Annotated in this window: 19 protein-coding genes; 8 read left to right on the top strand and 11 right to left on the bottom strand. The window is 71.0% G+C overall.

The genetic code is table 11. The annotated features are described in order from the left end of the window. Positions 1-2: 2 nt before the first annotated feature. Both AB0M36_RS17965 and AB0M36_RS17960 read right to left on the bottom strand, forming a co-directional pair. Positions 3-440 (bottom strand): hypothetical protein, encoded by a 438-nt coding sequence (locus AB0M36_RS17965; protein ID WP_364158573.1) that lies wholly within the window; start codon positions 438-440, stop codon positions 3-5. Further along, entirely contained in the window at positions 437-7,855 is a 7,419-nt protein-coding gene (locus AB0M36_RS17960; protein ID WP_364158571.1) for an RHS repeat-associated core domain-containing protein, read from the bottom strand. Before AB0M36_RS17960 ends, AB0M36_RS17965 begins: the two co-directional genes overlap by 4 nt. 221 nt (positions 7,856-8,076) lie before the next feature. Here AB0M36_RS17960 and AB0M36_RS17955 point away from each other — a divergent pair, with 221 nt between their 5' ends. From AB0M36_RS17955 to AB0M36_RS17940, 4 genes are all read left to right on the top strand, one after another. Further along, the gene (locus AB0M36_RS17955; RefSeq protein ID WP_364158568.1) at positions 8,077-8,388 is read left to right on the top strand and encodes a hypothetical protein; all 312 of its coding nucleotides are present in this window, start codon (positions 8,077-8,079) and stop codon (positions 8,386-8,388) included. A gap of 115 nt (positions 8,389-8,503) precedes the next feature. Next, a complete protein-coding gene (locus tag AB0M36_RS17950) occupies positions 8,504-10,369 on the top strand; it encodes a hypothetical protein (protein ID WP_364158565.1) in 1,866 nt (621 codons plus the stop codon). Positions 10,370-10,382: 13 nt separating this feature from the next. Then, entirely contained in the window at positions 10,383-10,892 is a 510-nt protein-coding gene (locus tag AB0M36_RS17945; RefSeq protein WP_364158562.1) for a hypothetical protein, read from the top strand. Positions 10,893-10,918: 26 nt separating this feature from the next. Then, positions 10,919-11,989: a hypothetical protein gene (locus tag AB0M36_RS17940; RefSeq protein ID WP_364158560.1), complete on the top strand. Its 1,071-nt coding sequence runs from the start codon at positions 10,919-10,921 to the stop codon at positions 11,987-11,989. Between the two features lie 6 nt (positions 11,990-11,995). Here the strand turns inward: AB0M36_RS17940 and AB0M36_RS17935 are convergent, their stop codons facing one another. Then, positions 11,996-12,859 carry a hypothetical protein gene (locus tag AB0M36_RS17935; protein WP_364158557.1) on the bottom strand — a complete coding sequence of 288 codons (864 nt, stop codon included), beginning with the start codon at positions 12,857-12,859 and terminating at the stop codon, positions 11,996-11,998. Positions 12,860-12,880: 21 nt separating this feature from the next. Further along, entirely contained in the window at positions 12,881-13,516 is a 636-nt protein-coding gene (locus AB0M36_RS17930) for a TetR/AcrR family transcriptional regulator (RefSeq protein ID WP_364158554.1), read from the bottom strand. A gap of 95 nt (positions 13,517-13,611) precedes the next feature. Between AB0M36_RS17930 and AB0M36_RS17925 the strand changes: the two genes are divergently transcribed. Genes AB0M36_RS17925 through AB0M36_RS17915 form a run of 3 tightly spaced genes read left to right on the top strand, consistent with a single transcriptional unit; the run spans position 13,612 to position 17,692 of the window. Then, on the top strand, positions 13,612-14,946 hold the full coding sequence (locus tag AB0M36_RS17925; RefSeq protein WP_364158551.1) for a cytochrome P450: 1,335 nt from the start codon (positions 13,612-13,614) through the stop codon (positions 14,944-14,946). After that, positions 14,943-16,436: an NAD(P)/FAD-dependent oxidoreductase gene (locus tag AB0M36_RS17920; protein ID WP_364158548.1), complete on the top strand. Its 1,494-nt coding sequence runs from the start codon at positions 14,943-14,945 to the stop codon at positions 16,434-16,436. The genes AB0M36_RS17925 and AB0M36_RS17920 overlap by 4 nt, the downstream gene beginning before the upstream one ends. 26 nt (positions 16,437-16,462) lie before the next feature. Continuing rightward, a complete protein-coding gene (locus AB0M36_RS17915; RefSeq protein ID WP_364158546.1) occupies positions 16,463-17,692 on the top strand; it encodes an MFS transporter in 1,230 nt (409 codons plus the stop codon). 9 nt (positions 17,693-17,701) lie between these two features. Here the strand turns inward: AB0M36_RS17915 and AB0M36_RS17910 are convergent, their stop codons facing one another. From AB0M36_RS17910 to AB0M36_RS17885, 6 genes are all read right to left on the bottom strand, one after another. Then, a complete protein-coding gene (locus AB0M36_RS17910) occupies positions 17,702-18,697 on the bottom strand; it encodes a zinc-binding dehydrogenase (protein WP_364158544.1) in 996 nt (331 codons plus the stop codon). Positions 18,698-18,764: 67 nt separating this feature from the next. Then, positions 18,765-19,781 (bottom strand): 3-oxoacyl-[acyl-carrier-protein] synthase III C-terminal domain-containing protein, encoded by a 1,017-nt coding sequence (locus tag AB0M36_RS17905; RefSeq protein ID WP_364158541.1) that lies wholly within the window; start codon positions 19,779-19,781, stop codon positions 18,765-18,767. Further along, the gene (locus AB0M36_RS17900) at positions 19,778-20,431 is read right to left on the bottom strand and encodes an SRPBCC family protein (RefSeq protein WP_364158538.1); all 654 of its coding nucleotides are present in this window, start codon (positions 20,429-20,431) and stop codon (positions 19,778-19,780) included. The genes AB0M36_RS17905 and AB0M36_RS17900 overlap by 4 nt, the downstream gene beginning before the upstream one ends. Next, on the bottom strand, positions 20,403-22,085 hold the full coding sequence (locus AB0M36_RS17895; protein ID WP_364158536.1) for a thiamine pyrophosphate-binding protein: 1,683 nt from the start codon (positions 22,083-22,085) through the stop codon (positions 20,403-20,405). The genes AB0M36_RS17900 and AB0M36_RS17895 overlap by 29 nt, the downstream gene beginning before the upstream one ends. Beyond that, a complete protein-coding gene (locus AB0M36_RS17890) occupies positions 22,082-23,098 on the bottom strand; it encodes a GlxA family transcriptional regulator (RefSeq protein ID WP_364158533.1) in 1,017 nt (338 codons plus the stop codon). The genes AB0M36_RS17895 and AB0M36_RS17890 overlap by 4 nt, the downstream gene beginning before the upstream one ends. 80 nt (positions 23,099-23,178) lie before the next feature. Further along, on the bottom strand, positions 23,179-23,928 hold the full coding sequence (locus AB0M36_RS17885) for a DeoR/GlpR family DNA-binding transcription regulator (RefSeq protein ID WP_364158530.1): 750 nt from the start codon (positions 23,926-23,928) through the stop codon (positions 23,179-23,181). Positions 23,929-23,976: 48 nt separating this feature from the next. On the opposite strand from AB0M36_RS17885, the gene AB0M36_RS17880 reads away from it, so the two are divergent. Then, entirely contained in the window at positions 23,977-24,351 is a 375-nt protein-coding gene (locus tag AB0M36_RS17880) for a DUF4406 domain-containing protein (protein ID WP_364158527.1), read from the top strand. On the opposite strand, the gene AB0M36_RS17875 is transcribed toward AB0M36_RS17880, so the two are convergent. Next, positions 24,340-25,095 (bottom strand): ZIP family zinc transporter, encoded by a 756-nt coding sequence (locus AB0M36_RS17875; protein ID WP_364158525.1) that lies wholly within the window; start codon positions 25,093-25,095, stop codon positions 24,340-24,342. The genes AB0M36_RS17880 and AB0M36_RS17875 overlap by 12 nt on opposite strands. Positions 25,096-25,147: the final 52 nt, after the last annotated feature.

The raw sequence follows: 25,147 nt of genomic DNA, 5'->3' as shown, positions 1-25,147 counted from the left end.
TGCTAGTTGGTGAGTGCTTGGGCGGCGCGTTCGGCTACCTGACCGGCCTGACGCACCGGCAACGTGTCCTTACGGCGCGCCACGGTGGTGCGGGCCAGTTCCGTGGCGTCGACGAGGTCGCGGGCGAAGACCCGCAGCGCCTCCTCCTCGGGCACGGCCTCCAGCTCGACGGGCACCGCGACCTGCACGGTGATCAGCCGTCGTTTGCGGGACAGCGTGCCGGTGCGCATGCCCGAGTAGTCCGGCGGCGCGATCAGCGGCCCGGTCACGTGGAAGACCACGTCGACCCCGGTCTCGTCCTCGCCGCCCGACCATTCGACGGAGTCCGCCGCCCGGGCCAGGCGCTGCAGGGCGTCCCTGATGGACCGGTTGCCCGGGGTGCCCCCGCCCACGATCGAGCTCACGTAGAGCGGCTTCCAGCCCGGTTCCTCATAGGTCACGGCGATCTCCCGTCGAATGGCCCCGGACTGAACGCCGGCTTGCTTCCCGCCCATTTTTCGTGATTGAGCGGGCCGGGCCAACGCTCGGTGAGGAAGCGCTCGTGGGCGGCCATGTCGGCCCGGGTGCCGTTGGCGATGATCGTCATGTCCTTGCCGGCCATCTCGGCCTTCGTGTAGCGCGCGAACGGATTCGGGTTGCTCGTGATGCCCCACTTCAGGTGTGCGCCGCTCACCTTGTCGGTGAGCTGGTAGAGCACCGTCGGGGCCGTGCTGTTGAGCGAGTTGCCGTGGACACCGCTGGACGGCGGCTTGACCGGGGTCGCCGGATTCGGCGCGAACAGCCCGCCCGGTCCGCGGAGGGCACCGTTGATGCAGTTGCAGGTGCTGCCGTGGGTCGCACAGTTGTGGACGAGGACGTCGGCGTCGCCGGCCGCCACGTAGTAGGTGTGCAGGCCCTCGACGGAGAGGTTGTGCACCCGCTGGGTCGCGGTCCGTTTGTCCACCGCGGTGACCTGCGCGTACGTGCCGGCTCCGGTGCGGAGCAGGTCACCCGCGCGCAGATCCTTGGCGTCGCGCCACTCGCCCGGCGTGACGACCCAGAACGGGTGCCCCCGCGTGGCGGTGACCGAACCGTCCGACTTGCCGTCGCCGTCGGAGTCGACCGCGACCTTCACCAGGCGCTTGACGCCGTCGCCCTCGATGGTGGCGTCGACTCTCTTGCCCGCGGTGAGTCCCGTCGCGGAGTCGCCAGCCAGCACCTTGTCGCCCGGCTCCACGTCGGCGATGCGTTTGTGCGAGCCGTCGGCCATCGCGACCTTGGTCTCCGGCGTGAAGCTGTTGCCGAGGCAGGGCTTGAGGCCATCGGGGTCGGTCCGCGCGGTCGGCTGGTTCTGCGCGTACGTGTACGGGCTGGCGTCACCCGAGTAGGCGCCGAGCGGGTCCTCGCTGATGAACCGCTGCAACACGGGGCTGTAGTACCGGGCCCGGTTGTACTGCAGCCCGGTGCCGTCGTCCTCCCGCCCGGTGTAGCGGTACGGGTTGCCGCCGTCGTTCCCGGTGAGTGTGGTCGTGCCGAACGGCCCGTACGTGTACGACGCGACGGCGCCGGCTCCGTCGACAAGCGCGACCGTGCTGCCCACGGCGTCGGTCAGGAACCGCCTGGTGGCGCCGCCCGACTCCCGCAGCTGCCAGGCGTCGATGCCCCCGCTGGTCATGGTCGCGGTGACCGCCCCGCCCACCTTCTCCTGCACCGGGTTGTCGCCGTCGTACAGGTAGTCGGTCGTGGTGCCGTCGATCGTGCGGCCGGTGCGCCTGCCGTCGGCGCTGTAGCCGAACGAGGCGGAGAAGCCGGTCCGGGACAACCCGGCGAGTTGACCACGGTCGTTCCAGGTGTAGGTGGTCCGGCCATCGGAGGTCAGGTTGCCGTCGGCGTCGTAGTCGACCCGGGCACCGTCGATTGTCGCGATCCGGTTCGCCGCGTCGTAGGTCGCGGGACCGAACGCGGCCGGCAGATCGGTCCGCGAGAACGCGCCCGTGGTGCGGATCGGCAGGCCCGCCAGGTCGTACTCGTAGGACAGGTCGCCGAGCTGGGTGGCACCGTTGCGGTAGGTGATCGTCTTGATCTCGCCCGCGTCGGTGTAGGTGTAGGCCTGATGAACCCCGTTGCCGGGCGCACCGATCTGCCTGGGCCGTCCGACCGCGTCCGGCGTCACCACGGTGACCTGTGCGCCGTTCTGCTGGATCTCGGCGAGCACGCCGCTGGCGTCGGACACGTGCCTGGTCGGCGTGCGGCCCGGAAGCGTCATGGTCCGGTCCCGGACCGTGGCGCCGTACGCGTACGACACCGTGCCCTGCGGCGTCGTCTCGGACTTGACCCGGTCGAAGTCGTCGTACTCCCGGGTCGTCACGCCGGCCACCGAGTCGGTCGTGCTCCTCAGCCGACCACCGAGGTCGAACGTGTAGCCGATCGTCGTGGTGCCGCCGATCCGGGTCGCCGAGCGGCGGTCCAGTTCGTCGTAGTCGTGCTCGGTGACGACGTCACGCCGGCTGGTGTGCTTCTTGAGGTTGCCGTTGGCGTCGTACTCGAAGGTCTCGGCCCTGCCCAGCGGATCGGTGATCTTCTCGACCAGGTCCATCGGGTTGTAGTCGTAGACGGTCTTGCCCTGGCGGGCGTCCGTCAGCTCGCGCAGGAAACCGTTGGCGTTGTACGCGTACGACGTGGTCCGGCCGAGCGGGTCGACGACCGAGCGCACCTTGCCGTTGGTGTTCCAGGCGGTGTCCGTCACGGCGCCGCGCGCGTCCACGGTGGAGATCGGCCGCCCGATCGGGTCGAACCCGGTCCGGCTGATCCGGCCCGCCGCGTCCCGCACCTGGACCGGGTCGGCGCCGACGTAGTCGGTGACCGTCGTCTTCAGGGCCGGATCGGTGACCTGGGTGGTCAGGCCGTTGGCGTCGACGACCACGCCGGTCCTGCGGTTCATCGGGTCGGTCACGCTCTTGATCGCGCCGCGGGCGTCGAGCTCGTAGACCGTGCTCTTGCCGTACGTGTCGGTGTACTTGGTCAGCTCGCCGTGGGGGCCGTTGTACTCCCATCTCTCGGTCTGCGCCTGCGGCGTGCCGTCGAGGTAGGTGAGCTGCTTGACCCGGCCCTGCGCGTCGTACTCGTACGCGGCGCGGCGGTTCAGCGCGTCGACGGTCGCCTTGACCCGGACGCCCGAGGCGTCGTACTCCGTGGTGGTCGTCTGTGCCTTCGCCGTGCCGAAGGCCTTGGTGTCGGTGAGGACGGATCCCTTGTCGTTGAAGGTGAACCGGCGCACGTGCCCGCGACCGTCGGTCATCCTGGTCTCGGTGATCACGCCGTTCGCGGCGACGTAGTCGAACGTGGTCATGCCGCCGTCGGCGGCCTTCTGGGACTTCACCCGTCCGGCGTCGTCGTACTCGTTGAGCAGGTACTCGGTGGCGCGCGGGTCCTTGATCGTCTTGAGCCGCCCGGCGGCGTCCCAGCCGTACTCGGTGACGCCCAGGTCCGGGTTGGTCACCTTCCTGAGGTGGCCGGTGGCGTCGTACTCGTAGCTGACCTTGCGGCCGATGTTGTCCTCGACCGAGCTGATCCGCGGCGGGTTGCCGGAGTCGTAGGCGAACTTGACCCACCGGCCGCTGGGCGAGGTGATCTGCGTGATGGCGCCGTTGAGCCGCACCTTGCCGTCGGTGCCCGGGCCCGCGGTGGCGCGGGTGATGGTCGTGGTGTTGCCGAACTTGTCGCGGATCGCCTGGATCGGCGCCTCGTCACCGAGCACTATCACGGTGCCGTCGCGCAGGGTGACGTCCCAGCCGTCGCCGTTCCACGCGACCGTGGACCCGTCGTACTGGGTGGGGGTGGGATCGGCGGCGAAGATCGCGCCGGCGTAGTCCTTGCCCGGCGACGTACGGTGATAGTGGATCTTCGAGCCGTCCGGCTGGACGAGGTCGAACTGCTGGAAGTCGAAGTTGCCGATGACGCCGGGCGACCACGGGAAGATGCCGTAGTCGAAGTTCATGCCGACGCCGAAGGCGCGAACGTCGGTGTCGCCCTGCTGGTAGGTCCGCTTGACCTGGATGGGCATCAGGTCCTCGACGGTCAGGTCGACGGCATCGTCGACCAGCAGGCCGGTGGCCGGATCGACCGGGTCGGCGACCCGGGTGCCGTTCGCGACCGGGGCCCGCAGGGGCGGGTTCATCCCCGGTACGGCGGTCATCGCGCCGGTGAGCCGGTAGAACCTGACGTTCGCGTCCGGGACGATCTGCTTGCCGTCGCGGGAGACCCGGCCCATGCCGTACAGGTGCCAGCCCTTGCCGTCCGGGTCGTAGTTCCAGAACTGGGTGCGGGAGCCCGGCGCCTCCCTGGTGTAGTTCGGGTAGATGATCGTGGCGCCTTGCGGGAACAGCACTCCGCCGCCGGGCTGCACCGTGAAGTAGACGGGAACCTTTGTCGGCGGCAGCGGGAACGGCGGCCGGTCGATCGGGATCGGCGTCAGGTTGAGCTCGGTGGCGACCTTGCCGTCGGCGTCCCGGATCACCGTGCCCTTGGGGATGTGCACCTCGAGGCCGGGAATCGCCTTGGTGGTGAGCACCACCTCCTCGGTGGTGGGGCTGCGCACGCCGACCGTGTTGGCGGTGTCCAACTCGGGCAGGAACACCGTGTAGGGCAGCACCATGACCTGGCCGCGTTCGACCTCGACACCGATGTCGAACAGCCCGTACTCGCTGCCCGGCACGCTCGCGGTCCGCCCGTCGACCCGCAGCGACAGGTGCCCGCCGGGCACGTCGGCCAGCGCGAACCGGCCCCGCGCGTCGGTGGTCGTCTTCTTGCCGGCCGCGCTGACGGTCACCTCGGCGAGCGGCTTGCCGACCGTGTTCAGCACCTTGCCGACCACGCCGGTGACGCCGACCGGGAACTGGAGTGCGCGGTCGCGCGCCGGCGCGGTCTGCTCGCCGGTGGTCCACTCCGCGCCGCTGAGGTTGCGGGCGTCCGGCTTCCAGCCGGCGTTGAGCTGGCAGGCGTTCGCCGGTGCGGGCTCGGGCGCGGGCTGCGCGCCCTCCCCCGGTGCCGGTGAGGTCGGCGCGTAACGCACCTCGGGATCCGTGTCGCAGACCGCGGACCCGGGCTGCGCCGGCGGCTTCGGCTTGTGGGCGGCCCGCCCGGCCCCGGCGAGCGGCGTGGTGCGGTTCATGATCCGCACGTCGACCTCGCCGGTGGCGCCCTGCGGCGGGTCGAGCACCAGCGTGTGGGTGCCCGTGGCGGTCAGCGTCGGCAGGATGTCGCGCATCCGGGTCGGATACCAGTGGTTCGCCAGCGTGCGGCCGTCCGGGCCGATCAGCGTGTAGTAGAAGGCCGTCCCGCTGGTCAGCGCGAGGCGGTCCATCATGAGGTCGAGGCGGGCGCCGCTGGTGCCGGCGAAGGTCAGCCGGGCGTTCTGCGCGGGCCGGGCGAACGGGATCGTCCTGGTGGGCCCGTCGATCGTGAAGACACCGGCGTCGTGCTCGGTGTTCACATACAGCGTCAGGTCGCCGATGTCGCGGTTCGGTGTGCTCAGCTCGATCCGGTAGTCGCCGGCCACGGTCATCACGGGCAGGTCGAAGCCCCAGGTGGTGTCCATGTTGTAGCTGGTGAACAGCGTGTTGTCGGGCTTGTAGACCCGGACCGTCAGGAACGGGATCGTCGAGGTGGTGCCGAGGCTCAGCCGCTGGCCGACCTGGCCGGGAACCTTGAGGATCACCTTCTGGCCGGGCAGCGTGATGTTCGCCGGCAGCGCCCGGTCGAGCGCCACCGTGCCGAGGTCGACCGGCTCCGCGGCGTAGACGTTGATCCGGCCGGTGCCGGAGGTCTCCGGGTCGACCTGGAGCCGGTACCTGCCGGTGTCGGGCAGCGCCGCGACGTCGAACGTACGGCCGGAGCCGAGGCTGACCAGGTTGCCGTTCGGCCGGTAGAGCCGCAGCATCACCTCGCCGGGGATCGCGTTGTCGATCGTTCCCATGGTGATCGGGCGCCCGGCGGTGCCGTTGAAGTCGAAGAAGGCGTCCCTGCCGGCCCGGTCGATCGTGACCGTCCGGCGCGTGTTCGGCCCGAGCACCCCGCCCTCGAGCGCGGTGGAGAGCCACGCCTTGACCGTGCCGACCGACTGCCAGCCGGTGATGAGCAGGTGGTGGGTGCCGGTCTTGCGCAGCGTCGGCAGGTTCTTGGCTTCGGCGTACCCGCTGGTGAGCAGTTCCCGCTGGACCTCGTCGGGCTCGATCAGCAGCGCACCGGGATATGCCGGGCGGTCGTTCTGCTGCAGCAGGTTCTCGGAGTAGCCGAGTTGCAGGTTCTGCCCGGTCGTGCCGGCGAACGGCAACCGCACGGACTGGCCGGGCCGCTCGATCCGCAGGCTCGCCTCGGCGCCGTTGACGCCGAGCGTGCTCCCGTTGATCACCGAGGAGAGCCACACCTTGGCGAAACCGAGCTCGTTCGGGCCGAAGGTGACGGAGAGCTTGTACGTCCCCGCCGCCTTGGCCTTGTAGACCATCGTCGGGATGTACTGGTCCATCGCCGCGTTCCAGCCGACCGACGTGCCGTCCGGCGCGGTGATCGTCACGACGAAGTGGTTGTGGATCTCGCTGAGTTCGGTCAGGCCGAGGCTGAGCCATTCGTTGGCCGCCGCGGTGAACGGGAACTCCTTGGCCTGCTGCGGCACGGTGATCTGGAACGGCACACCGGCGCCGTCCTTGGTGAGCCGGACACCGGCGAGCGTCCCGGAGGCGGTCAGCCGCATCGAGCCGGCCGCGCCGCCGTTCGGCTTGACCACCATCGCGTACAGGCCGGTGGCGGGCAGGGCGGGCAGGTCCTGGCTCAGCGCGCCGCCGGCCCAGAGGTCGATGGGGTCACCCAGCGAGCCACGGCCGAAGTTGCCGCCGAAGGGCGTGAACGTCCACAGTGCCGAGCGGACCGGCACGGTGTTGTTGTCGGTGGTGAGGTTGACCCGCTCCCCCGCCTTGCCCTCGAGCAGGACCAGCGCCGACTTGCCGGCTGGAATGGTCGCGGTGACGCCGGCCCGCGCCGCGCCGATCGTGCCCGCGTAGACCAGGTCGTTCATCACGAAGCCGCGCGGCGCGACCAGGAAGTCGGCGGGGCTGGTCGCGGTGCCGCCGGGCGTGCGCACGGTGATCCGGCCGGACCCGGCGGCGGCGGGGATCCGCACGGTGAGGCTGGTCGCGCTCGCCGCCTGGACCCGTGCGACGGTCCGGTGGAACATGACCACGTTGCGGTTCGCGTCGGGATCGAATCCGGTGCCGGTGATGGTGACGACGTCGTTCTTGTTGCCACGGTCGGTGGAGACGGCGGTGACCACGGGCGCCGGCGCGCCCCGGCCGAGGAGGAACGGCTTCGGGCTGGTCGCCGTGGCGTCGCCGACGCGCACCCGCACGACGCCGTCGGTGGTGCCCGCCGGGACCTGCACGGTGAGCCGGTTGACCGTGGCGGTCAGGACCGGCGCGTCGATCCCGTCGAAGGTGACGGTGTTGGCCGAGGCCGTCGCGGAGAACCCGGTGCCCTGAATCTCCACCTTGGCGCCGTCCGGGCCGCGGGCCGGCACGAGCGCGAAGACGGTGGTCTTCGACGCGGCGATCCGCTCGGTGCCGAGCAGATTGCCGGCGTCGTCATAGCGGTGGACCGCGATTTCGGTGCCGTTGCCGGTGGCGACCAGTTGCCCGGCGGCGTCGTAGAAGAAGTCGCGGGGGCCGGCCTCGGCGGGCGCGGCCGCCGCCGGGGCCGCCTGCCGTTCGGAGGGCTGAGGTGTGCGCGGTGACGCGGCCGCTGGCGGCGCCGCCAGCGTGGCGCCGAGCAGCGCGGCGACGGCGACGGCGAGTCGTTTGCGAAGGCTGACGCCCAGCGAAGCGCGCATTGATCCCCCCGAAGAATCATCACGGCTACCGAGTGTTGGTCCGCAGACAAGGTAAGCGGGAGCGGCGGCGCCCGTCTGCCCCGTGTGGACATTTATCGGGATCCATGTGGCACGAAGCCGCGTTGACCTCTGCGGCGAGGTTCGTGTCTGCTACGTCACAGGCGTAGCATATTGACAGCAGTGATTCTCGCGCTGAGGGGGAACCGGTTACGGTGACCGGCATGCGTACGACTCAACGCGTGCTTCCGGCCGCGGCTCTAGCCGTCCTCATCGCGGCCGGGGCCGGCGCCGCCGTCTGGCGGGCAGCCACCCCCGACGGCCCGACCCGGGCCGATCTCATCACCGCCGTCAAGAGTGATCCGCGGACGTCCGACGTTCCGGACGCGGCGGCCGGATGTGTCGCCGACTGGTACCTGACCTACGCGTCGCGGGACCAGATCGAGGGTCTCGTGGACCACACGGCCGTCGCCGGACCGCCCCTGAGCGACGAGGCCAAGTCCGCGATCCTGGAATGCCTGAAGAGCGCGACCTGACCACACGCTTGGCAACCCCACGATCGAAACCGGACCGACGGAGAAGGGCTATTGTCTATTGTCGATTCTTCGATGCCGATTCGGGGCGTCGACGCGACGACGGACGGGGCCGGGGATGGAGACGACGGGCGACAGCGGGCCGGGGACGCGGACCGCGGGCGTCAGCGGGCCGCGGGGCCGACGGACCTGGGTGATCGGGCTGGCGATCGCGCTGGTCGTTCTGCTCATCGGGGGTCTGGCGGCGTGGCGGGCGTGGCCGGGCGGGCCGGGACGGGAGCCGTTCGAGCGGGCGATCGCGAACCTGTCCAAGGCCGAGGCGGTCACCTACCGGACCTCGATCGCCGGGGTACGTGCCGAAAGCAGGGTGACCCGCCACGGTGACTCGCTCGGCACGCTCGCCCTGGCCGGGCAGGAGTTCCGGCTCCTGAGCGTGGGCGGAAAGACGTACCTGAAGACCCCGAGCGGTCTGCTGCCCGGCACCGGGGAAGCCGGCATGGGGCTGCGCAACCGGTGGGTGTCCGGCAAGAGCCTCGCCACCGCCGGCCAGTCGGCGATCACGCCGCGGGCGCTGGCCGACACGCTGTCCAAGCTGGTCGACGAGGCGGACGAGTTCACCGAGGCAGCGGTGGGCGGGACGGCCGCGTACCGGGCGCATGCCACCGCCGGCGACCTGTATGTGAGCCGGGCCGAGCCGAATCAGGTGTTGCGCTACACGCCGGCGGTCAGGGTGCCGTCGCTGCCGTCCATCCCGAACCTGCCGCCCCGCCCGTCGCGGTCGGCCACCGACAACGCCACGTCGCCCCCGGCACTGCCGTCCATTCCGGCGCTGCCGCCCATCCCGGACGGCCGCTCACTGCCGCCGCTCCCCGATCTGCCGGATCTACCAGACCTGCCCGGCACATTGCTGCGGGCGTGGCTGCACGGGCCGGCCGAGCCTCCCGCCGCACCCCGGCCGGCGGGCGAGATGGACGTCGAGGCGATGGGTCCCGAGCAGGTCGACAGCCTCTACGGGGAGTTGGAGGACGCCGCCACCGAACTGGTCGACGCGGCCGACCCGCAGGTGCGGTTCAACGCGCGGACCACCGGCCAGATCGCCTGCGGTGGCGCCTGCACCGTGAATGCCGCGGTGACCAGCGACGTCTCCGGCGCCGGGGACACGACGGTGGTCGACTCGCAGGTCACCGCGACGATGACCGCGACCGTCTCGGTCGACGGAACCCCGGCCGGGCTGTGCGTGAGCGCGCCGACGCCGGTCCCGGCCAATGGCACCGGCACGGTGACGTGCAGCGACGCCGCCTCCGGCGCGATGGCGCGGGCGCGGCTGGCGCAGAAACGAGCGGCCGCCAAGTCAGGCGTGGTCACGGTCGCGATCACCGCGCAGGTGCAGATCCAGGCGACCGCGATGACCACCGCCCAGGTGAAGCAGGAAGTCGAGCGGCTGCGCAACCAACGGCAGGAGGCCGCCGCCGGCCGCGCGCCGCCCGCGGTTCCGGCCGAGGGCCTGAAGGCCGGCAGGGTCGACCTGGGCACCCGCCAAGCCGGGACGGCCGCGCCGGTGCGGGTTCAGGGTCTGCAGAATCCTTGGAAGAGCCCGCAGGACCGCTTTACGATCGAGGACGCGCTGGGCGGCAACCTGCCCCCGCGCAGCAAGGGCATCGATGTCTACACCAGCCTCGACGGCGGCACCGCGATCAGCATCAAGACCATCGACCCCCGCGCGACCAGCTATCGGACGTCCGAGGGGCTGGGGCTGATGAGGGGCCAGGTCCGGCAGCAGATCGACGATCTCTACCACTACCGTACGGTGCCGGACCGCTCCTGGGGTGCGGTGATCCGACCCGACGACATCTCGGTCTGGGTGTTCCGACTGGCGTACCCGCGGTCCGCGGCGAAGCCCGAGTTCCTCGCCATGCTCGAGGAGATGATCGGGTACGGGGCGAAGAAGAACATCATCGTTCACCTGGTGCCCATCGACGGATGAGAGCGTGTGCGACATGAGCGAGGCGAACGTGGAGGGCCTGGTGTTCCGCGGCGACGCGGTCACCGGTGTCGCGGCAGGCCTGGTCGAGCTGGGGCAGAGCTTCCGCTATCTGCCGACAGGCACGGACGCGATGCGGGACTGCATCGTCCGGGCGCAGGTCCGCGGCTATGACGAGTACCTCAACGAGGGTGACGGAAGCTTCCTGGTCACCGCCGCGCTGCAGTGTGCGGGACTGACGGCCGTGCCGGGCGCCACGATCGCGTTCGTACGGCTGAGTGCCGACGGCGCGCAGGCCGGGTTCCTCTATCACGAGGTCGCCGAGGGCGCCGAGATCCCGGCCGACGCGCGAGAGACCTCGGTGGCACTCCAATGGCCGGGCCGCGGTTGGTCGGATTCGGTGCGGGTGACCGACGAACCGTCGGATCCGCCACTGCCCGGTCCCGCGATCAACGAGGCGCTTCGTGCAATCGGAGCCGCCCGCGGCACGTACCGTGACGAGGCCCAGGCGATCGGCCTCGCCTGATGGTTCAATTGACCGCGATGCTACGCATGAGTGCACTGACGCTGACTGTTCTCGCCACGCTGACCGGCTGCGCGTTCAGCACCGACGAGTCGGCGGCGAAGTCCGCCACGCCGTCGAGCTCACCGTCGGCGAGCGCGGCACCGACCACGACGCTGCCCGCCGACTATGTGGGGGTGAGCGAGCCCTCACCGGCCAACAGCACCGCGCCGGTCGGGATCGCCTCCGGCACGGGCTATCTGCAGGGCGCCGGCTGGGCGCTGCTGCCGCGCGGCGTGGAAGTCGGTGGGGTGATCCGCACCTACCAGCAGGTGTTCGACGCGAAGACCGGTGCGCAGACGGTCGGCAACTACCTGATCGGCCACGTCGACATGCGGGCCGCGCCGGGGCGCGAGCTGGTGGTCGCGGATCTGTCCGGCACGCTCACGCCGACGTCGCACGTGGCCGGCCAGAACCGGCCCGGCCGGGTGACAGTCCACATCGGCGGCGCGGTCCACCGGGTCAAGCTGGACAAGGACCTGCGGCTGGTGCTCAGCGTGCCGATCGGCGCGCCGGTCCGGCTCACCGTGGAGGACGCCGAGCCGCAGAGTCTCGACCTGCGTACCGGCGGCCGTGTGGCTACCCGAGCCGATCACCAGCTGTTCTACGCGCCGCTGAGCCAGAAGCAGCTCGATGGTCCCTTGTGCGGGTTCGCCGGCACGACCGTGGTGTCCAGCACTGTCCGGGCAACGCTGGTGCCTGGCGCTACGGCCGGTTACGCCCCGCCGGGGCGGGCCTTTGTCGTGGCGAGCCTGACGCTCACCTCCGTCGAGCGGATGTCGCTCGCACTCGACCCGTCGTCGATCCGGCTGACCGCCGGCGGGAAGACCGTCGACGCTCGCCCGCCGCTCCAGACGTCACTCACCAATATCGGCGACGCCGGAGTGCTCATGTTCCAGGGTGAGCTGCGAGCGGTCTTCGAGGTCCCCGACACCGTGCGGTCCGCGACGCTGAACATCGCGATGACCGGCCGGGCCACCACCGACGACGGTGTGAAGCACGCGACCCGGACCCCTCGCTGCGGCGACAACCAGACCTTGAAGCTCCAGCTAAAGCCCTAGAGTGCATCACGTCACTCTGGAGATGTTCAGCAGACCGGCCTCGAATACGGCGCGGCTGACGCGCCCGGCCAGCTCCACGAGCCGCGCACAACCGTCAGTGCCCAGCACGGCGTACGCGGGCAGGGCCAGCAGGTCGGTCCTCTCCTCGACCCACTGCCGCTGCGTCCGGCCCGCCTCGGTCAGTCCCGGCTCGTCACCGGCGTCGAGCAGTCCGCCGGAACGCAGACGTTCGACAGCAGAGTCCCACTCCGCCGTGCTCCAGCCACGGGTCCGCCGCAGGACCTCCGCCGGGACGCTGCCGGTCGCCGCGTGCAGGACCAGGGCCTCGATTCCGGAGCGTCCGGTCAGGAGCAGGGCGGCGACGTGGCCGTCGCCGCGGAACTCGCGCAGCAACGTCTGCGCGTGCCAGAGCACCAGATGCGGCTCGTCCGGCCACGGCAGTGCCGAGGTCGCCGCGAACAGGGGACGGCCCTCGGGGTATTCGCTCGCCGACTCGGCCGCCCGCCTGGCCAGACGCGCCGCCTCGGCCAGGTCGGGTGAGGTGAGCAGGTCCGGTTCGCAGGCCCGCCGGAGCGCGGCGTCGGCCGCTTCGAGCCGGATCCGGAGCATCTCGTCCGGTGCGACGATGCGCCACGCTGCGGGGATGGCGGCCCGTACCAGCGCGGGGTTGAAGTTGAAGAAGGTCGCGATGACGGTCTCCGCGCCGACCGGCCCGAGCGCGGCGGCTCGAGAGGCGAAGTAGCCCATCCGCTCGCGCATCCCGAGCGCGGCATAGCGCTGGTGGGCCTCCGGCGCGAAATAGATCATTCCGTGGATGGGCTCGGCGGTCCGCCAAGCCGTGCGGGCCAGTGCCGGTTCGAGCTCGGTCATCCCAGCCTCCATCGAACTACGTCAATGAGACCCCACACTAGTCGGAGCTTCCGGGCCGAGCAGCGCGAGGCAGGCCTGGATGGCGAACTCGGTATGGTCGCTGAGGCGGCCACCGTCCTCCCACGTCGTGGCCGTCAGCTCGCGGAGCCCGCCGTGCAGCATGATCGCGAGCTGCCGGGACACCGGGCTCGCGCGGACGGCACTCCACGCGGCGGTGCCGCAGAGCGTCTGGATCATGGCGACGAAGGCTTCCCGGTGGTCCCGTTGCAGATCCCGGGCCGCCGGGCCGAGTGAGGGCACCTCGCGGATCCAGCTGAGCGTGATCGCGGGCCGCGACTCGGCGCAGGCGATCCAGGCCTCGACGGCCTGTCGGACCTGCTCGGTCCAGGGCGCGGCCGGGTCGACGGCGGCGGAGATCTGGCCGATCATCTGGGTGTTCGCGTCGCTGAGCAGCGCGACGAAACAGGACTCCCGGTCCGGGAAGTGCGCGTAGAAGGTCCGCCGGGAGGTCCGCGCGCGCCGGACGATGTCGGCGACCGTGGTGTTGCGGTATCCAACCTCCACGATCGACGCGGCCAGGCCGTCGAGCAGCCGCCGACGGAAGTCGCCGGCCTCGCCCGGCGCGGCCGCCAAGGCCCGCTGCCGCACGGTCGTCACGCCCCACCCCCGCTCCGGCCACGCCCTTGTCCAAACTGGTACGTGAGCGTACCGTGACGGTACGTTTGCGTACCAGGCCGAGAAGGTGTTGTCAGATGACAGCCATCACGCTTCCTCCAGGTCCGACGTCTCCGCAACTGTTTCAGGCCCTCCGAGCGCTGGCCGCTCCCCGGCGCGGCATGCACCGCATGCGGGAGCGTTACGGCGACGCCTTCACCGTCAACGTTCCGCCTTACGGTCGTACCCTGGTCATCAGCGATCCGACCGAGGTCAAGCAGCTGTTCCTGGCGGACTCCGACGCCGTCGACAAACCGGACCGCAACCTCGGGCGCGTGCTCGGTCCGGGGTCGTTGTTCGCGCTCATGGGCGAGGAGCACCGCCGGCAGCGCAAGTTGCTCGTCCCGCCGTTCCACGGCCGCCGGCTGGCGGCGTACGAAAAGATCGTCGAAGAGGAGACGGTGCGTGAGTTGGCGTCGTGGCCGCAAGGCCGCGCCTTCGCCACCCTCGGTTCGATGACGCGGATCACGCTGAACGTCATCCTGCGGGCGGTGTTCGGCGCCGAGGGTGCCGAGTTCCGCGAGCTCCGCGAACTGCTGCCCAGGATGATCAGGCTCGGTTCGTGGCTGACCATGCTGCCCATGCCGAGGGCGGACCTCGGACGCCGGAGCCCGTGGGGCCGGTTCTGGGCGATGCGCCGCGAGTACGACGCGATCGTCGCACGGCTGATCGCCCACGCGGAGCGAGACGAGCACGACGACATTCTCGCACTGATGCTGCGCAGCCGCTACGACGACGGCACGGGGATGACCCGCGGTGACATCGCCGACCAACTGCTCACGCTGCTCGCCGCGGGGCACGAGACGACCGCGACGACCCTCGCCTGGGCGGTCGAGCGGCTGCGCCGCCACCCGAACGTCCTGCGCGCCCTCGCCGACGAGGTGGACGCCGGCGGCAGCGCCCTGCGCGAGGCCACGATCCTTGAGGTGGAGCGCACCCGTCCGGTGATCGACCTCGTGGGACGGCAGGTGCGGGTCGACGGATTCCGGCTGGGCCGGTGGACGGTGCCGAACGGTTACGTCGTGGTGGTCAGCATCGCGCTGATCCACGACGACGAGTCGGTGTTCCCGAACGCGGGGACGTTCGACCCGTCGCGGTTCCTCGGCACCCGGCCGGACCTCTACCAGTGGATCCCGTTCGGCGGCGGCGTTCGGCGCTGCCTCGGCGCCGCGTTCGCGAACATGGAGATGAACGTCGTCCTGCGCACCATGCTCCGCGACGTCATCGTGCTGCCGGCCGACGAACCGGACGAGCGCTGGCACTCACGGGGGGTCGCCAACGCTCCAGCCCGAGGAGGCCTCGCGGTCATTCGCCGCCGTGCCGGCGCCGCGCAGTCGCCCACCGCGGCCACGACAAGCACATCGCGCTCATGACCGAGCACCTCGACGTGCTCATCGTCGGTGCCGGTCTGTCCGGCATCGGGGCGGCGCACCATCTCCAGTCGGCCTTCCCCGGCCGGACCTACGCGATCCTCGAGGCGCGAGACACGCTCGGCGGCACCTGGGACCTGTTCCGCTATCCGGGCGTGCGGTCCGACTCCGACATGCACACGCTCGGCTACCGGTTCCGGCCGTGGACGCAGGCCAAGGCCATCGCCGACGGGCCCGCCATCCTCGACTACATCCGCGCCACCGCCGGCGAGTCCGGCATCGACCGGCACATCCGCTTCGGACACCGCACGGTACGCGCCGAGTGGTCCTCCGAGCGGGCACGCTGGACGGTGGAGGCGGTCCACCGCGGTGAAACCGTGCGGCTGACCGCGCGCTTCCTGCACCTCTGCACCGGCTACTACCACTACGACGCCGGCTACACGCCGGACCTGCCCGGCATCGAAACGTACGGCGGAACCGTCGTCCACCCGCAGCGCTGGCCGCGGGACCTCGACTACTCCGGCAAGACCGTGGTCGTGATCGGCAGCGGCGCCACGGCGGTCACCCTCGTACCCGCCCTGGCCCGACGGGCGGCACACGTGACGATGGTGCAACGCTCGCCCTCGTACATCATGAGCTTGCCGACCGAGGACCCGATCGCGCGCGGGCTGCGGCGTATCGTCGGGGTCCGCCGCGCCTATCCGATCGTACGGTGGAAGAACGTCGCCATCAGCACGCTGCTCTACCAGCTCAGCCGCCGGCGCCCCCACGTCGTTAGGGCCATGCTGCGGCGCTCGGCGATCCGGCAGCTCCCCGGTGGGTACGCCGTCGACACCCACTTCAAGCCGCGCTACCAGCCCTGGGACCAGCGGCTGTGTTTCGTGCCCGACGGCGACCTGTTCGCCGCGATCCGCTCACGCCGGGCGTCCGTGCGCACCGACCGCATCGCGGAGTTCACCACGAAGGGGCCACGCCTGGAATCCGGCGAACAGCTCTCGGCGGACATCGTCGTCACCGCCACCGGACTGCGGCTGCTCGCCCTCGGCGGCATCGATCTCACCGTCGACGGCGACCCGGTCGCCCTCCCCGAGACGATGGCCTACAAGGGCATGATGCTCAGCGGCGTACCGAATCTCGCTTTCACGGTCGGTTACACCAACGCCTCCTGGACGCTGAAGGCCGATCTGGTCAGCGAGTACGTCGTCCGGCTGCTGCGATATCTGGACCGGCACGACCTATGGTGCGTACCGGCGAACGACGACCCCACCGTCACCACGCGGCCCCTGCTCGACTTCCAGGCCGGCTACGTGCTGCGCTCCATCGACGACTTTCCCAAGGCCGGCTCCCGGTTTCCGTGGCGGCTCGGCATGAATTACGCGCACGACCTGCTGAAGCTGCGCCACGGTCCGATCGACGACGGCGCCATGCGGTTCTCGCGTCGGCCCACGACCCACGAGCCTGACCCGTGCGACCCTTCTACGCGCGTGAGTTGACGCGGTATCCGACCGGTTCCCGGCGGATGCGATACCTGCTGATGGCCGTACTGGCCAGCCTCATCGTCAACTTCGAGGGCGAGATCTCGCCCATCGTGCCGCTGCTGCTCGACGACCTCGGCATGTCGCTGACGACCTACGGCCTCATCGGCGCGCTGGCGGTGGCCGTCGGCGGCGTCTCGGCCGCGATCGGTGGCCGCCTCGCCGACCGGTACGGCCGCGTCCTGCTGCTGGTGCCCGCCCTGCTGCTCGCCGCCGTGTGCAACTACGCGACCGTGCTGGTCCACACACCGGCGCAGTTCCTGCTGGTCCGCTGCCTGCTGTTGTTCGTCGAGGGCGCCGCGACCACGACGACCGCCGGCCTGGTCCGGGACTTCTCGCCGAGGCTGGGACGGGCCACCGCGTTCGGGTTCTGGACCTGGGGGCCGATCGGGGCCAATTTCCTGGCCGCCGGCATCGCCGGCCTGACGCTGACGCTCTTCACGAGCTGGCGGTCACAGATCATCATCATGGGCACCATCGCACTGGCGTCCTGCGTCGTGGTCGTCTTCTTCATCGCCGACCTGTCGCCTCAGTTGCGGGCACGCGTCATCACCTCGGAGTCCGACATGGTGGCTCCGGACCCGGGCGCCGCCGATCCGCGCCCCGCCCGTGGACTCATGGCGAACCGGGTGTTCTGGGTCCACCTGGTGGGCATCACCCTGTGGCTGGTCTGGTACTGGACGCTGAACATCTTCGGCACGACGCTGCTGGTGCAGACGTTCGGCCTGAAGGAAAGCCTGGCCGCCATCGTCATGGCCGCCACCTGGGGATGCAACATGGTCGCACTGGTCGCGGCGGGATGGCTCTCCGACCGTCTGCGGACACGCAAGCCGGTCATCCTCATCGGCGCTGTCGGCGGGGTCGCCGGCATGGCCTACTTCGTCGCCCTGGTCGACCGTGGCCAGGCGGACCTCGGGCAGCTGATCGGGATCCACGCGCTTCTCGGAACCGCCATGGCGGTGGCGTTCGGGCCCTGGATGGCCCTCTTCTCCGAGGACATGGAGGATCTGCGGCCGGACCTGCAGGCGACGGCGTGGGGCGCCTTCGGCCTCTCCGTCCGGCTCATGATCGTCGCGGTGCTGATAGCGGCGCCGGTGGTCGCGGCCGGCGGCACGGGGTGGAGCCGGTGGCTGCTCATCGCGATGATCTGCAACCTGTTCTTCGTACCCCTGGTCTCTCTGCTCGGTGGCAGCCGGCGGAGAAGGCCTCGATGAACACCGCGGCTACCCGGTGACCGGTGTGGTCAGCACGACGAGTTTGCCGCTCACGGCGTTGCTCTCCAGGTCGCGGTGCGCCTGGTGGATCTGGTCGAAGCCGTACACGTGGGTCGGTCCGAGGGTGAACGTGCCCTCGGCGATGCGGTCCAGGACGCCCTGCAGGACCTCGGCGGGCAGGTCGGAGGCCTCGCCGCCGTAGGCGCTGAGTCGGACCCCGCGCGGCAGGTAGCCGATGGGATAGAAGTCCGGGACGGTCCACCGGTTGGACAGCATTCCGGCGAAGCAGACCGTGCCGTGGACCCGGGTGGCCGCCAGGGTGTCCGGCAGGGTCGGGGTGCCGACCAGTTCCAGAGCGGCGTCCACGCCGTCGGGAACGATGCGACGGACCTGCTCGGCGACCGCGCCGTCGTCCAGGATCGGGTGATCGACGCCGTACGCCGCCAGGGTGTCGAGCCGGTCCCGCTGGCGGGTCGTGGCCAGCACGGTGGCGCCGAGGTCGCGGGCCAGCGCGGCGGTGGCGTACCCGAGCGCGGAGGTGCCGCCGCGGATCAGCAGGGTCTGTCCCGCCTTCAGGTCCAGGCCGGTGGTCAGGGAGCCGTACGCGGTCTGCAACGTCTCGGGAACCGCGCCCAGGACCGCCCACGGCAGGTCCGAGCGGAACGGAACGACCTGGGCGCGGGGTACGACGGTGTACTCGGCGTAACCGCCGTCGAAGACCCGGCCCATCCCGCCCATCAGCGCGGCGACCTGCTGGCCGCGGCGCAGGTCACTGCCGGGTGCGGCGTCCACGACACCGACCGCCTCGATGCCGGGCACGACCGGCAGCCGGGCCCCTTCGGCCAGGCCGAGCCGCAGGTGCAGCTCGGAGCGGTTGAGTCCGAACGCCCGCACCGCGATGCGCACCCGGCCGGGCTCCGGTTGCGGGATCGGAAGCTCGCCGGTCCGCAGGTTCTCCACGGGGCCGGGCTCTGTCAGCACCACCGCGCGCATGGTCGTCGTCATTCGGATGATCCCCCTCGGTTCAGTAGGACCATGCAACCCGCGTCCGCGGAATCGTATTCCGGCCGCTTCAGACCGTGCCCTGCCAGCGGATCGCGGCCGCGCCGGCGAAGTCGCCCGCGTGGGCGAACCCGGCGAGCACGACGAGGTCGCCGGCGCCGACCCGGCCGGAACGCACCGCCTCGTCCAGCGTGATCGGAATAGCCGCGCCGAAGAGGTTGCCGCAGCGGTCGAAGGTGTCCGGGTGGCGCTCGGCGGGCACGCCCAGCGCTTCCCGCCAGTTCCGCAGGAACCGGCGGTTGGGCTGGTTGGTCACGAGCGCGCCGATGTCGGCGGTGGGCACGCCGAGCCGGTCGCAGAGGTCGGTGACGGCCGCGGGCACCAGCCGGTTTCCCCGGGCGAACACCTCGGCGACGTTCTCCTCGGTGAAGCCGATCCGCAGCTGCGACCGGCCCGGTTCCCAGTATCGGCGGCCGTCGTCGAGGGTCACGGTCATCTCGCCGGCGTACGCGCCGAGGTGCCACGCCGTGACGTCCACGATGGGCGAGCACGCGGAGGTCGTGAGGTATCCGACGCCGCAGCCGTCGCCGGGGATCGCGGCCTGGGGCAGCCGGCGCACCTGCGACTGGGTGAAGAGCTGACCGGCGGCCGTCTGCGCGTTGCAGATCAGCGCGGAGGTCGCGCCGGTGCCGCTCAGCAGCTGCCGGGCGAGCTTGAGCATGTAGACGAACGAGGCACAGCCGGCGTTCGCGACGTCCACCAGCCATTCCGGTGCCATGCCGAGCCGGCGCGCCACCTCGGTCCCGGCGCCCACGAACGGCACGTCGGGCAGCTGGCTGTGCACCAGCAGTGCGTCGACGCCGCGGATCGCGGCCGCGCCGTGCCGGTCGATGAGCGGCTGCACCGCACGTTCGATGAGGTCCACGTTGGATTCGCCGCGCCCGACGTGATGGCGGTATCTGGGCGCCTTGAACATGGCGCTGTCTCGCAGCGGGTCAGATTCGGACCGCTCGGGACCGAGGTCCGGCGCGATGGGCGGGCCGGGCAGGTAGCCGGCTACGTCGACGAGGCTGACCGTGGCCGTCATTGCGCGACCGTCGTGGCCGGTGGCACGCTGATCGGCAGGCCGTTGCGATGCCGGTGCTCCAGAATCGTCTTGAGGTTGCGCATCTCCAGCGCGTGGCCGGCCGCGAACAGGTCCCAGTACTGGCCGACCCAGGGCCGGTCCGGGCGCGGTGCCAGGTCGGGCCGGGGGTTGCGGTCGTAGTGGGGATGCCGGCAGTTGGTCCAGGTGACCACGGAACCCGGGCGGCCGAGGACCGCCTCGGCAGGGACCACCCGCATCAGGTAGATCATCCACAGGTCGTCACCGGTGTCCCAGGCGCAGTGGTAGTCCACCGTCATGGCCTCGGCCTGCGTCCGTACCCGGCAGTAGATCGCGGTGTCGAGGTCCAGCCGGTCGCGTCCGACCCAGAGACCCGGCAGGCCGGCCGGTCTGAAGTCCCGGACGCTGTACGTCCACTCCTCGAGGTGGTGGCCCCGGCTGAGGTACGCGTACGTGTCCCCCGGCGGGCAGTCGATGTGCTCGACGACGGTGCAGTGCTGCCCGTACACCTGCTCATGGGGGTAGCTGGGTCGGGTCATCTCCTGACAGCGCTCCATCAGCTGCGCGACGTCGGTGTTCTCGACCCGGACCAGGCCCGGGATGTCAGCCAGCATGGACTCGTCCGTGCTCACTGCGGCCTCCTGAAGACGGCTGGCCGGCGGCCAGAAACGGAAGGAACGGGGGCATCTCACGCGGATCCAGGTCCAGCGCCACGAACGCCGGGCCGGGTCCCTCGTTGGTGCGCAGCAGTGCCCGGCGCAGCGCCGCCGCGTCACCGGCCCGGGTCGCGTTCAGGCGGGGGAAGGTCGCGGCCACCCCGGCCGCGATGTCCGCCGGGTGGAACAGGTTGTAGCTGTAGTCGCCCGGGTAGAACAGCGTCTCGCGGCTGACGCACATGGCGTGGGCGTTGTTGTTGAGCACGACGAAGGTGACCGGCGCGTCGTATTCCACCGCCGTGTGCACCTCCATGCCGTGCATGAAGAAGGCGCCGTCGCCAGCGATGACATAGGTACGGCGCCCGGTGGCGAGCGCGGCGCCGATGCCGGCGCCGAAGGTGTACCCCATGCCGCCCATGCCGACGGCCACCACGAACCGTCCCCGTCGCGGAGCGGGCAGCAGGTGGACCGCCGCGGCGCCGATGTTGCCGGCGTCGACGAAGACGTGCGCGTCGGCGGGCAGCGCGGCGCCGACCGCGGTCACCGCCGCGGCGAGGGACGTGTCCGAGGCGGCCGGCAGGGGCACCGGCCCGGCGTGGGCCGGACGGGGACGGCCCGCCGGGTCCAGCCGTTGAAGCAGGTCCCGCAGCGTGCCACGGAGGTCGCCGCGCAGGGCGATGCCGGAGACGAACGGCGGCTCCGGGTCGACGGCGATCACCAGGGTGGCGGCGAGAGCCTCGTCCAGGCCGCCCCGGGCCATCATCGGCAGTCGCGTCCCGACGAGCAGGCAGATGTCGGCCCGCCGCAGGCACTCCTCGACGGTGGGATGCCCCATCACCCCGGCGACGCCGGCGAAACCGGGGTCGCGGTTGTCGAAGACGTCCTTGGCGTCGGGCGTGACCGCGACCCAGGCGCCTGTCCGATGGACCAGCTCCGCCAGTTCCGCGCGAGCGCCGGCCGCCGCCACGCCCTCCCCGGCGACGACCAGGATCCGGTCCGCGCCCCGCAGCGCGCGTACCGCCCGGTTGCGTACGCCCGGGTCCCCCGCCGGAGCCGGCGGCGCCAGCGGTGCCGGGCTGTCGGACGGCACCTCGATGGTCGCCTGCTGCACATCCTTGGGCAGCAGCAGGACCGCGGGCCCGCGCGGGTCGCCCAGAGCGGCCGCGATCGCGCGCGGCAGCATCTCCACGATCTCCGCGGGTTCGGTGACCCGGCGGCAGAAGCGGGCGATCGGCGCGAACACCTCGCCGGCGTCGAACGAACCGGCCAGACCGCTGGAGTCCTGGAACGCGCCGAGGCCCGCCACCGTCGTCGGCGGCTGGCCGACCAGAGCGAGCACCGGCACGCGCGAGGCATGCGCCTCGGCCAGGCCCGGCACCAGGTTCATCGCCCCGCCACCGGAGGTGGCGGCGACGACACCCAGACTTCCCCGGGTACGGGCGGAGCCGTCGGCCATCGTGGCGGCGGAGAACTCGTGCTTGGCGACGATTCCCCGCAGCGAGGGCGGCCCGGCGTGGACCGCGTCGTAGAGGTCCTCGATGTTCGCCCCGCCGACCCCGAAAAGATGCTCCACACCGGACCGGGCCAGCTCACGGACCAGGTAGTCGACGACGCGCAGGCGCTCGGTCATGCCGCGGGGATCCCGGCCTGCTCGGCGGCGGCGGCGAGGCCGGCCGGGGTGGTCAGCTGGAAGCGCTGTCGGTACTCGTTCGGCGTCAGCTCCAGCACCCGGCCGAAGGAGCGGAAGAACGTCTCCGGCTTCGTGAACCCGCAGCGGCGGGCGACCTGGCTGATCGGCAGGTCCGTCGTCTCTAGCAGCTTGCGGGCGCGGGCGATGCGCATCGCCTCGATGTACTGCCCGGGCGTCACGCCGACCTCGCGGCGGAACACCCGGGCGAAGTTGCGCGGGCTCATGGCGGCCTGCTCGGCGATCTCGGGCACGGCGAGCTGCCGCTCGAGGTTGTCCATGATCCATTCCTGGGCGGCGCGGATCGGCGGATGGTCGGCGAGCTGCGCGTCGAGAATCGCGCTGAACTGCGACTGTCCGCCGTGACGCTTGAAGAACAGCACCAGGAACCGGGCCACCTCGAGGGCGAACGGCGCGCCGTGGTCCTCCTCGACCAGCGCCAACGACATGTCCAGTCCGGTGGAGACGCCGGCCGACGTCACGTACGGGGCGTCCCACACGAAGATCGGCTCCGGGTCCACGATGACGTCCGGATAGCGGCGCGCCATTTCCGCGGCGAAGGCCCAGTGGGTGGTGGCCCGCCGCCCGGACAGCAGGCCCGCCTCGGCGAGCAGGAACGACCCGCCGCAGACCGACGTCACCCGGCGGGACCGCGCGGCGGCGTCCCGGATCCACGACACCAGTCGCGCGTCGGCGAGGGCGTCGTTCAGGCCCCAACCTCCGGGTACGAGCAGGGTGTCGATCGGCCCGCTCCCCGCCTCCAGCGGGGCCGCCTCGATCGCCATGCCCGAGCACGCGCGCACCAACGGGGCGTCGGCGGAGACGAACTCGACGCGGTACCCACCTTCCGTGTCACAGAGCAGCCGGTTCGAGGTGTCGAACACCTCGACCGGTCCGGTGATGTCCAGGGCCTGTGCACCCGGATAGGCAACCACTACGACTCGTCGCTGTTTCACTCACTGAGCGTCCAACGTGGGCACGGGGACGGCAATGTCAAAGCAGTGACGAATCCGGCCAGGACGGTCATGTCCGGCCGTCATGGAGCGTGGATGACCCGGACGTCGAGCGCCCGCACCGTCGGGTCGTCCGGGCTCGTGTCGGTGATGACCCCGGCGACCTCGCCGAGCGGCAGCACGGCGAACCGGGACGCCGCACCGACCTTCTCCGAACTGGCCAGCACATAGGTGTCGGCTGCCTGACGCGCCAGGGCGCGCTTCATCGCGGCCTCGTCGGCGTCGTCGGTGGTGAGTCCGGCCTCGGGGTGCACACCGGTCACGCCGAGGAGGAAGAGGTCGGCGTGCAGGCCGCGCGCGGCTTCCACGGCGGCGGCGCCGCACGCCACCATCGAGTGTTTGAACAGCCGCCCTCCGATCAGATAGACCTCCACGTCCCGGTGATCGGCCAGCGCGCTCGCCACGGTCGGGCTGTGCGTCACGACGGTGGCCCGCAGGTCGACAGGCAGCGCGCGGACCACGGCCAGCGCGGTGGTGCCACCATCGATGATCACGGTGCTGCCCGGTTCCACCATCGTCGCCGCGGCGGCCGCCACCCGCTGCTTGCCGGATATCGCCACATGCTGACGTGCCGCGTAATCGGCGATCGCCGGCGAGGCGGGCAGCGCACCGCCGTACACGCGCTGGCACAGTCCCGCGGTCGCCAGCTCACGAAGATCGCGGCGGATGCTGTCCTCGGAAATCCCCAGTTCGGCTGCCAGGCTCTTGGCGATGATCCTGCCGTCCGTACGCAGGCGCTCGAGCAGCAGATCCCGGCGTTGTGCGGCCAGCATGCACGTTCCTCCTTGTTTTTGCCGAGTCTTGCACACTATGGTCATCGCATGCTCATTCTGATCGCAGGCCCCTACCGCTCCGGCACCGGCGACGACCCCGACCTGATGGCACGCAACCTCGCCCGACTGGAGGAAGCGGCATGGCCGATCTTCCGCAGCGGCCACCTCCCGATGATCGGAGAATGGGTCGCCCTACCCGTCCTCCGCGGCGCGGGCGGCACCGGACCCACCGACCCCGTGGCCGAACAGATCATGTACCCGACCGCGGAACGCCTGCTGAGACACTGCGACGCGGTGCTGCGGCTGCCCGGCGAGTCCACGGGCGCTGACGAGGACGTCCGGATCGCCCGGGAACGCGGCCTACCCGTCTACCACCGGGTCGAGGACATCCCCGACTACCAGCCGGGGATGTCAGCCACCTGAGGTGGACAAGGCGAACGCGCACAGAAAGCCGAGCAGCAGAATCAGGCCCATCGCCAGATGCGTGCGCTCGAACGCTTCGGGAATCATCGTGTCGGCGACCATGGTGAGGATCGCTCCGGCGGCCAACGCGGTGATGAACGCCAACACGGCCGGCGTAGCACCACCCAGCAACAGATAGCCGGCGACCGCCGCGAGACCGCTGACCGCGGCGATGCCACCCCACAGGCCGAAGACATAGGCCCGCGAGCGACCGGCCCGGCGCATTCCGGCGGCACTGGCCAACCCTTCGGGCACGTTACTGATGAACACCGCCGCCACGGTCACGGCCGAGACGGCACCGCCGCCGAGCAGACTCGTCCCGATGACGATCGACTCGGGCACCCCGTCCAGCAGCGCGCCGAGCGCCAGGGCGGTCCCCGAACCGCCCTGGTCGCCCTCGGACGGCTGCTGGTCCCCGGAGCGTTTTCGATGCCGGGCCCCTCGGCGGGCCAGCAGCATGTTGCAGCCGGTGTAGACCAGCGCGCCGGTGACCGCGCCGATTGTCGTGGGCATCAGCCCGGCGCGTTCGTAAGCCTCGGCAACCAACTCGAACGACACGGCCGAGAGCAGGACGCCCGCACCGAACGCCATGATCGACGCGATCAGCTTCTGCGGGATCCGTACCAGGTAGCCGACGGCCGCGCCGCCGAGCAACGCCGAACCCGCCACCAAACCCCAACTACCCGCTACCAACCATCCCGGCACCGCCGCACCATGCCCCCGGCTTACCGCACCGAAACGTTCGCGAACAACTGCC

The organism is Actinoplanes sp. NPDC051346, assembly GCF_040682215.1.
Classification (GTDB): domain Bacteria; phylum Actinomycetota; class Actinomycetes; order Mycobacteriales; family Micromonosporaceae; genus Actinoplanes.
The sequence above is the reverse complement of the archived record's forward strand: the minus strand, read 5'-3'. Positions and strand labels throughout refer to the sequence as shown.

Bases quoted from the DNA above. Each gene is read 5' to 3' on its own strand.
- AB0M36_RS17905 (WP_364158541.1), bottom strand. From the start codon at position 19,781: ATGACGGCCACGGTCAGCCTCGTCGACGTAGCCGGCTACCTGCCCGGC.
- AB0M36_RS17950 (WP_364158565.1), top strand. From the start codon at position 8,504: ATGGAGACGACGGGCGACAGCGGGCCGGGGACGCGGACCGCGGGCGTC.
- AB0M36_RS17885 (WP_364158530.1), bottom strand. From the start codon at position 23,928: ATGCTGGCCGCACAACGCCGGGATCTGCTGCTCGAGCGCCTGCGTACG.
- AB0M36_RS17880 (WP_364158527.1), top strand. From the start codon at position 23,977: ATGCTCATTCTGATCGCAGGCCCCTACCGCTCCGGCACCGGCGACGAC.
- AB0M36_RS17955 (WP_364158568.1), top strand. From the start codon at position 8,077: ATGCGTACGACTCAACGCGTGCTTCCGGCCGCGGCTCTAGCCGTCCTC.
- AB0M36_RS17925 (WP_364158551.1), top strand. From the start codon at position 13,612: ATGACAGCCATCACGCTTCCTCCAGGTCCGACGTCTCCGCAACTGTTT.
- AB0M36_RS17895 (WP_364158536.1), bottom strand. From the start codon at position 22,085: ATGACCGAGCGCCTGCGCGTCGTCGACTACCTGGTCCGTGAGCTGGCC.
- AB0M36_RS17915 (WP_364158546.1), top strand. From the start codon at position 16,463: ATGCGATACCTGCTGATGGCCGTACTGGCCAGCCTCATCGTCAACTTC.
- AB0M36_RS17960 (WP_364158571.1), bottom strand. From the start codon at position 7,855: ATGCGCGCTTCGCTGGGCGTCAGCCTTCGCAAACGACTCGCCGTCGCC.
- AB0M36_RS17945 (WP_364158562.1), top strand. From the start codon at position 10,383: ATGAGCGAGGCGAACGTGGAGGGCCTGGTGTTCCGCGGCGACGCGGTC.
- AB0M36_RS17910 (WP_364158544.1), bottom strand. From the start codon at position 18,697: ATGACGACGACCATGCGCGCGGTGGTGCTGACAGAGCCCGGCCCCGTG.
- AB0M36_RS17920 (WP_364158548.1), top strand. From the start codon at position 14,943: ATGACCGAGCACCTCGACGTGCTCATCGTCGGTGCCGGTCTGTCCGGC.
- AB0M36_RS17935 (WP_364158557.1), bottom strand. From the start codon at position 12,859: ATGACCGAGCTCGAACCGGCACTGGCCCGCACGGCTTGGCGGACCGCC.
- AB0M36_RS17940 (WP_364158560.1), top strand. From the start codon at position 10,919: ATGAGTGCACTGACGCTGACTGTTCTCGCCACGCTGACCGGCTGCGCG.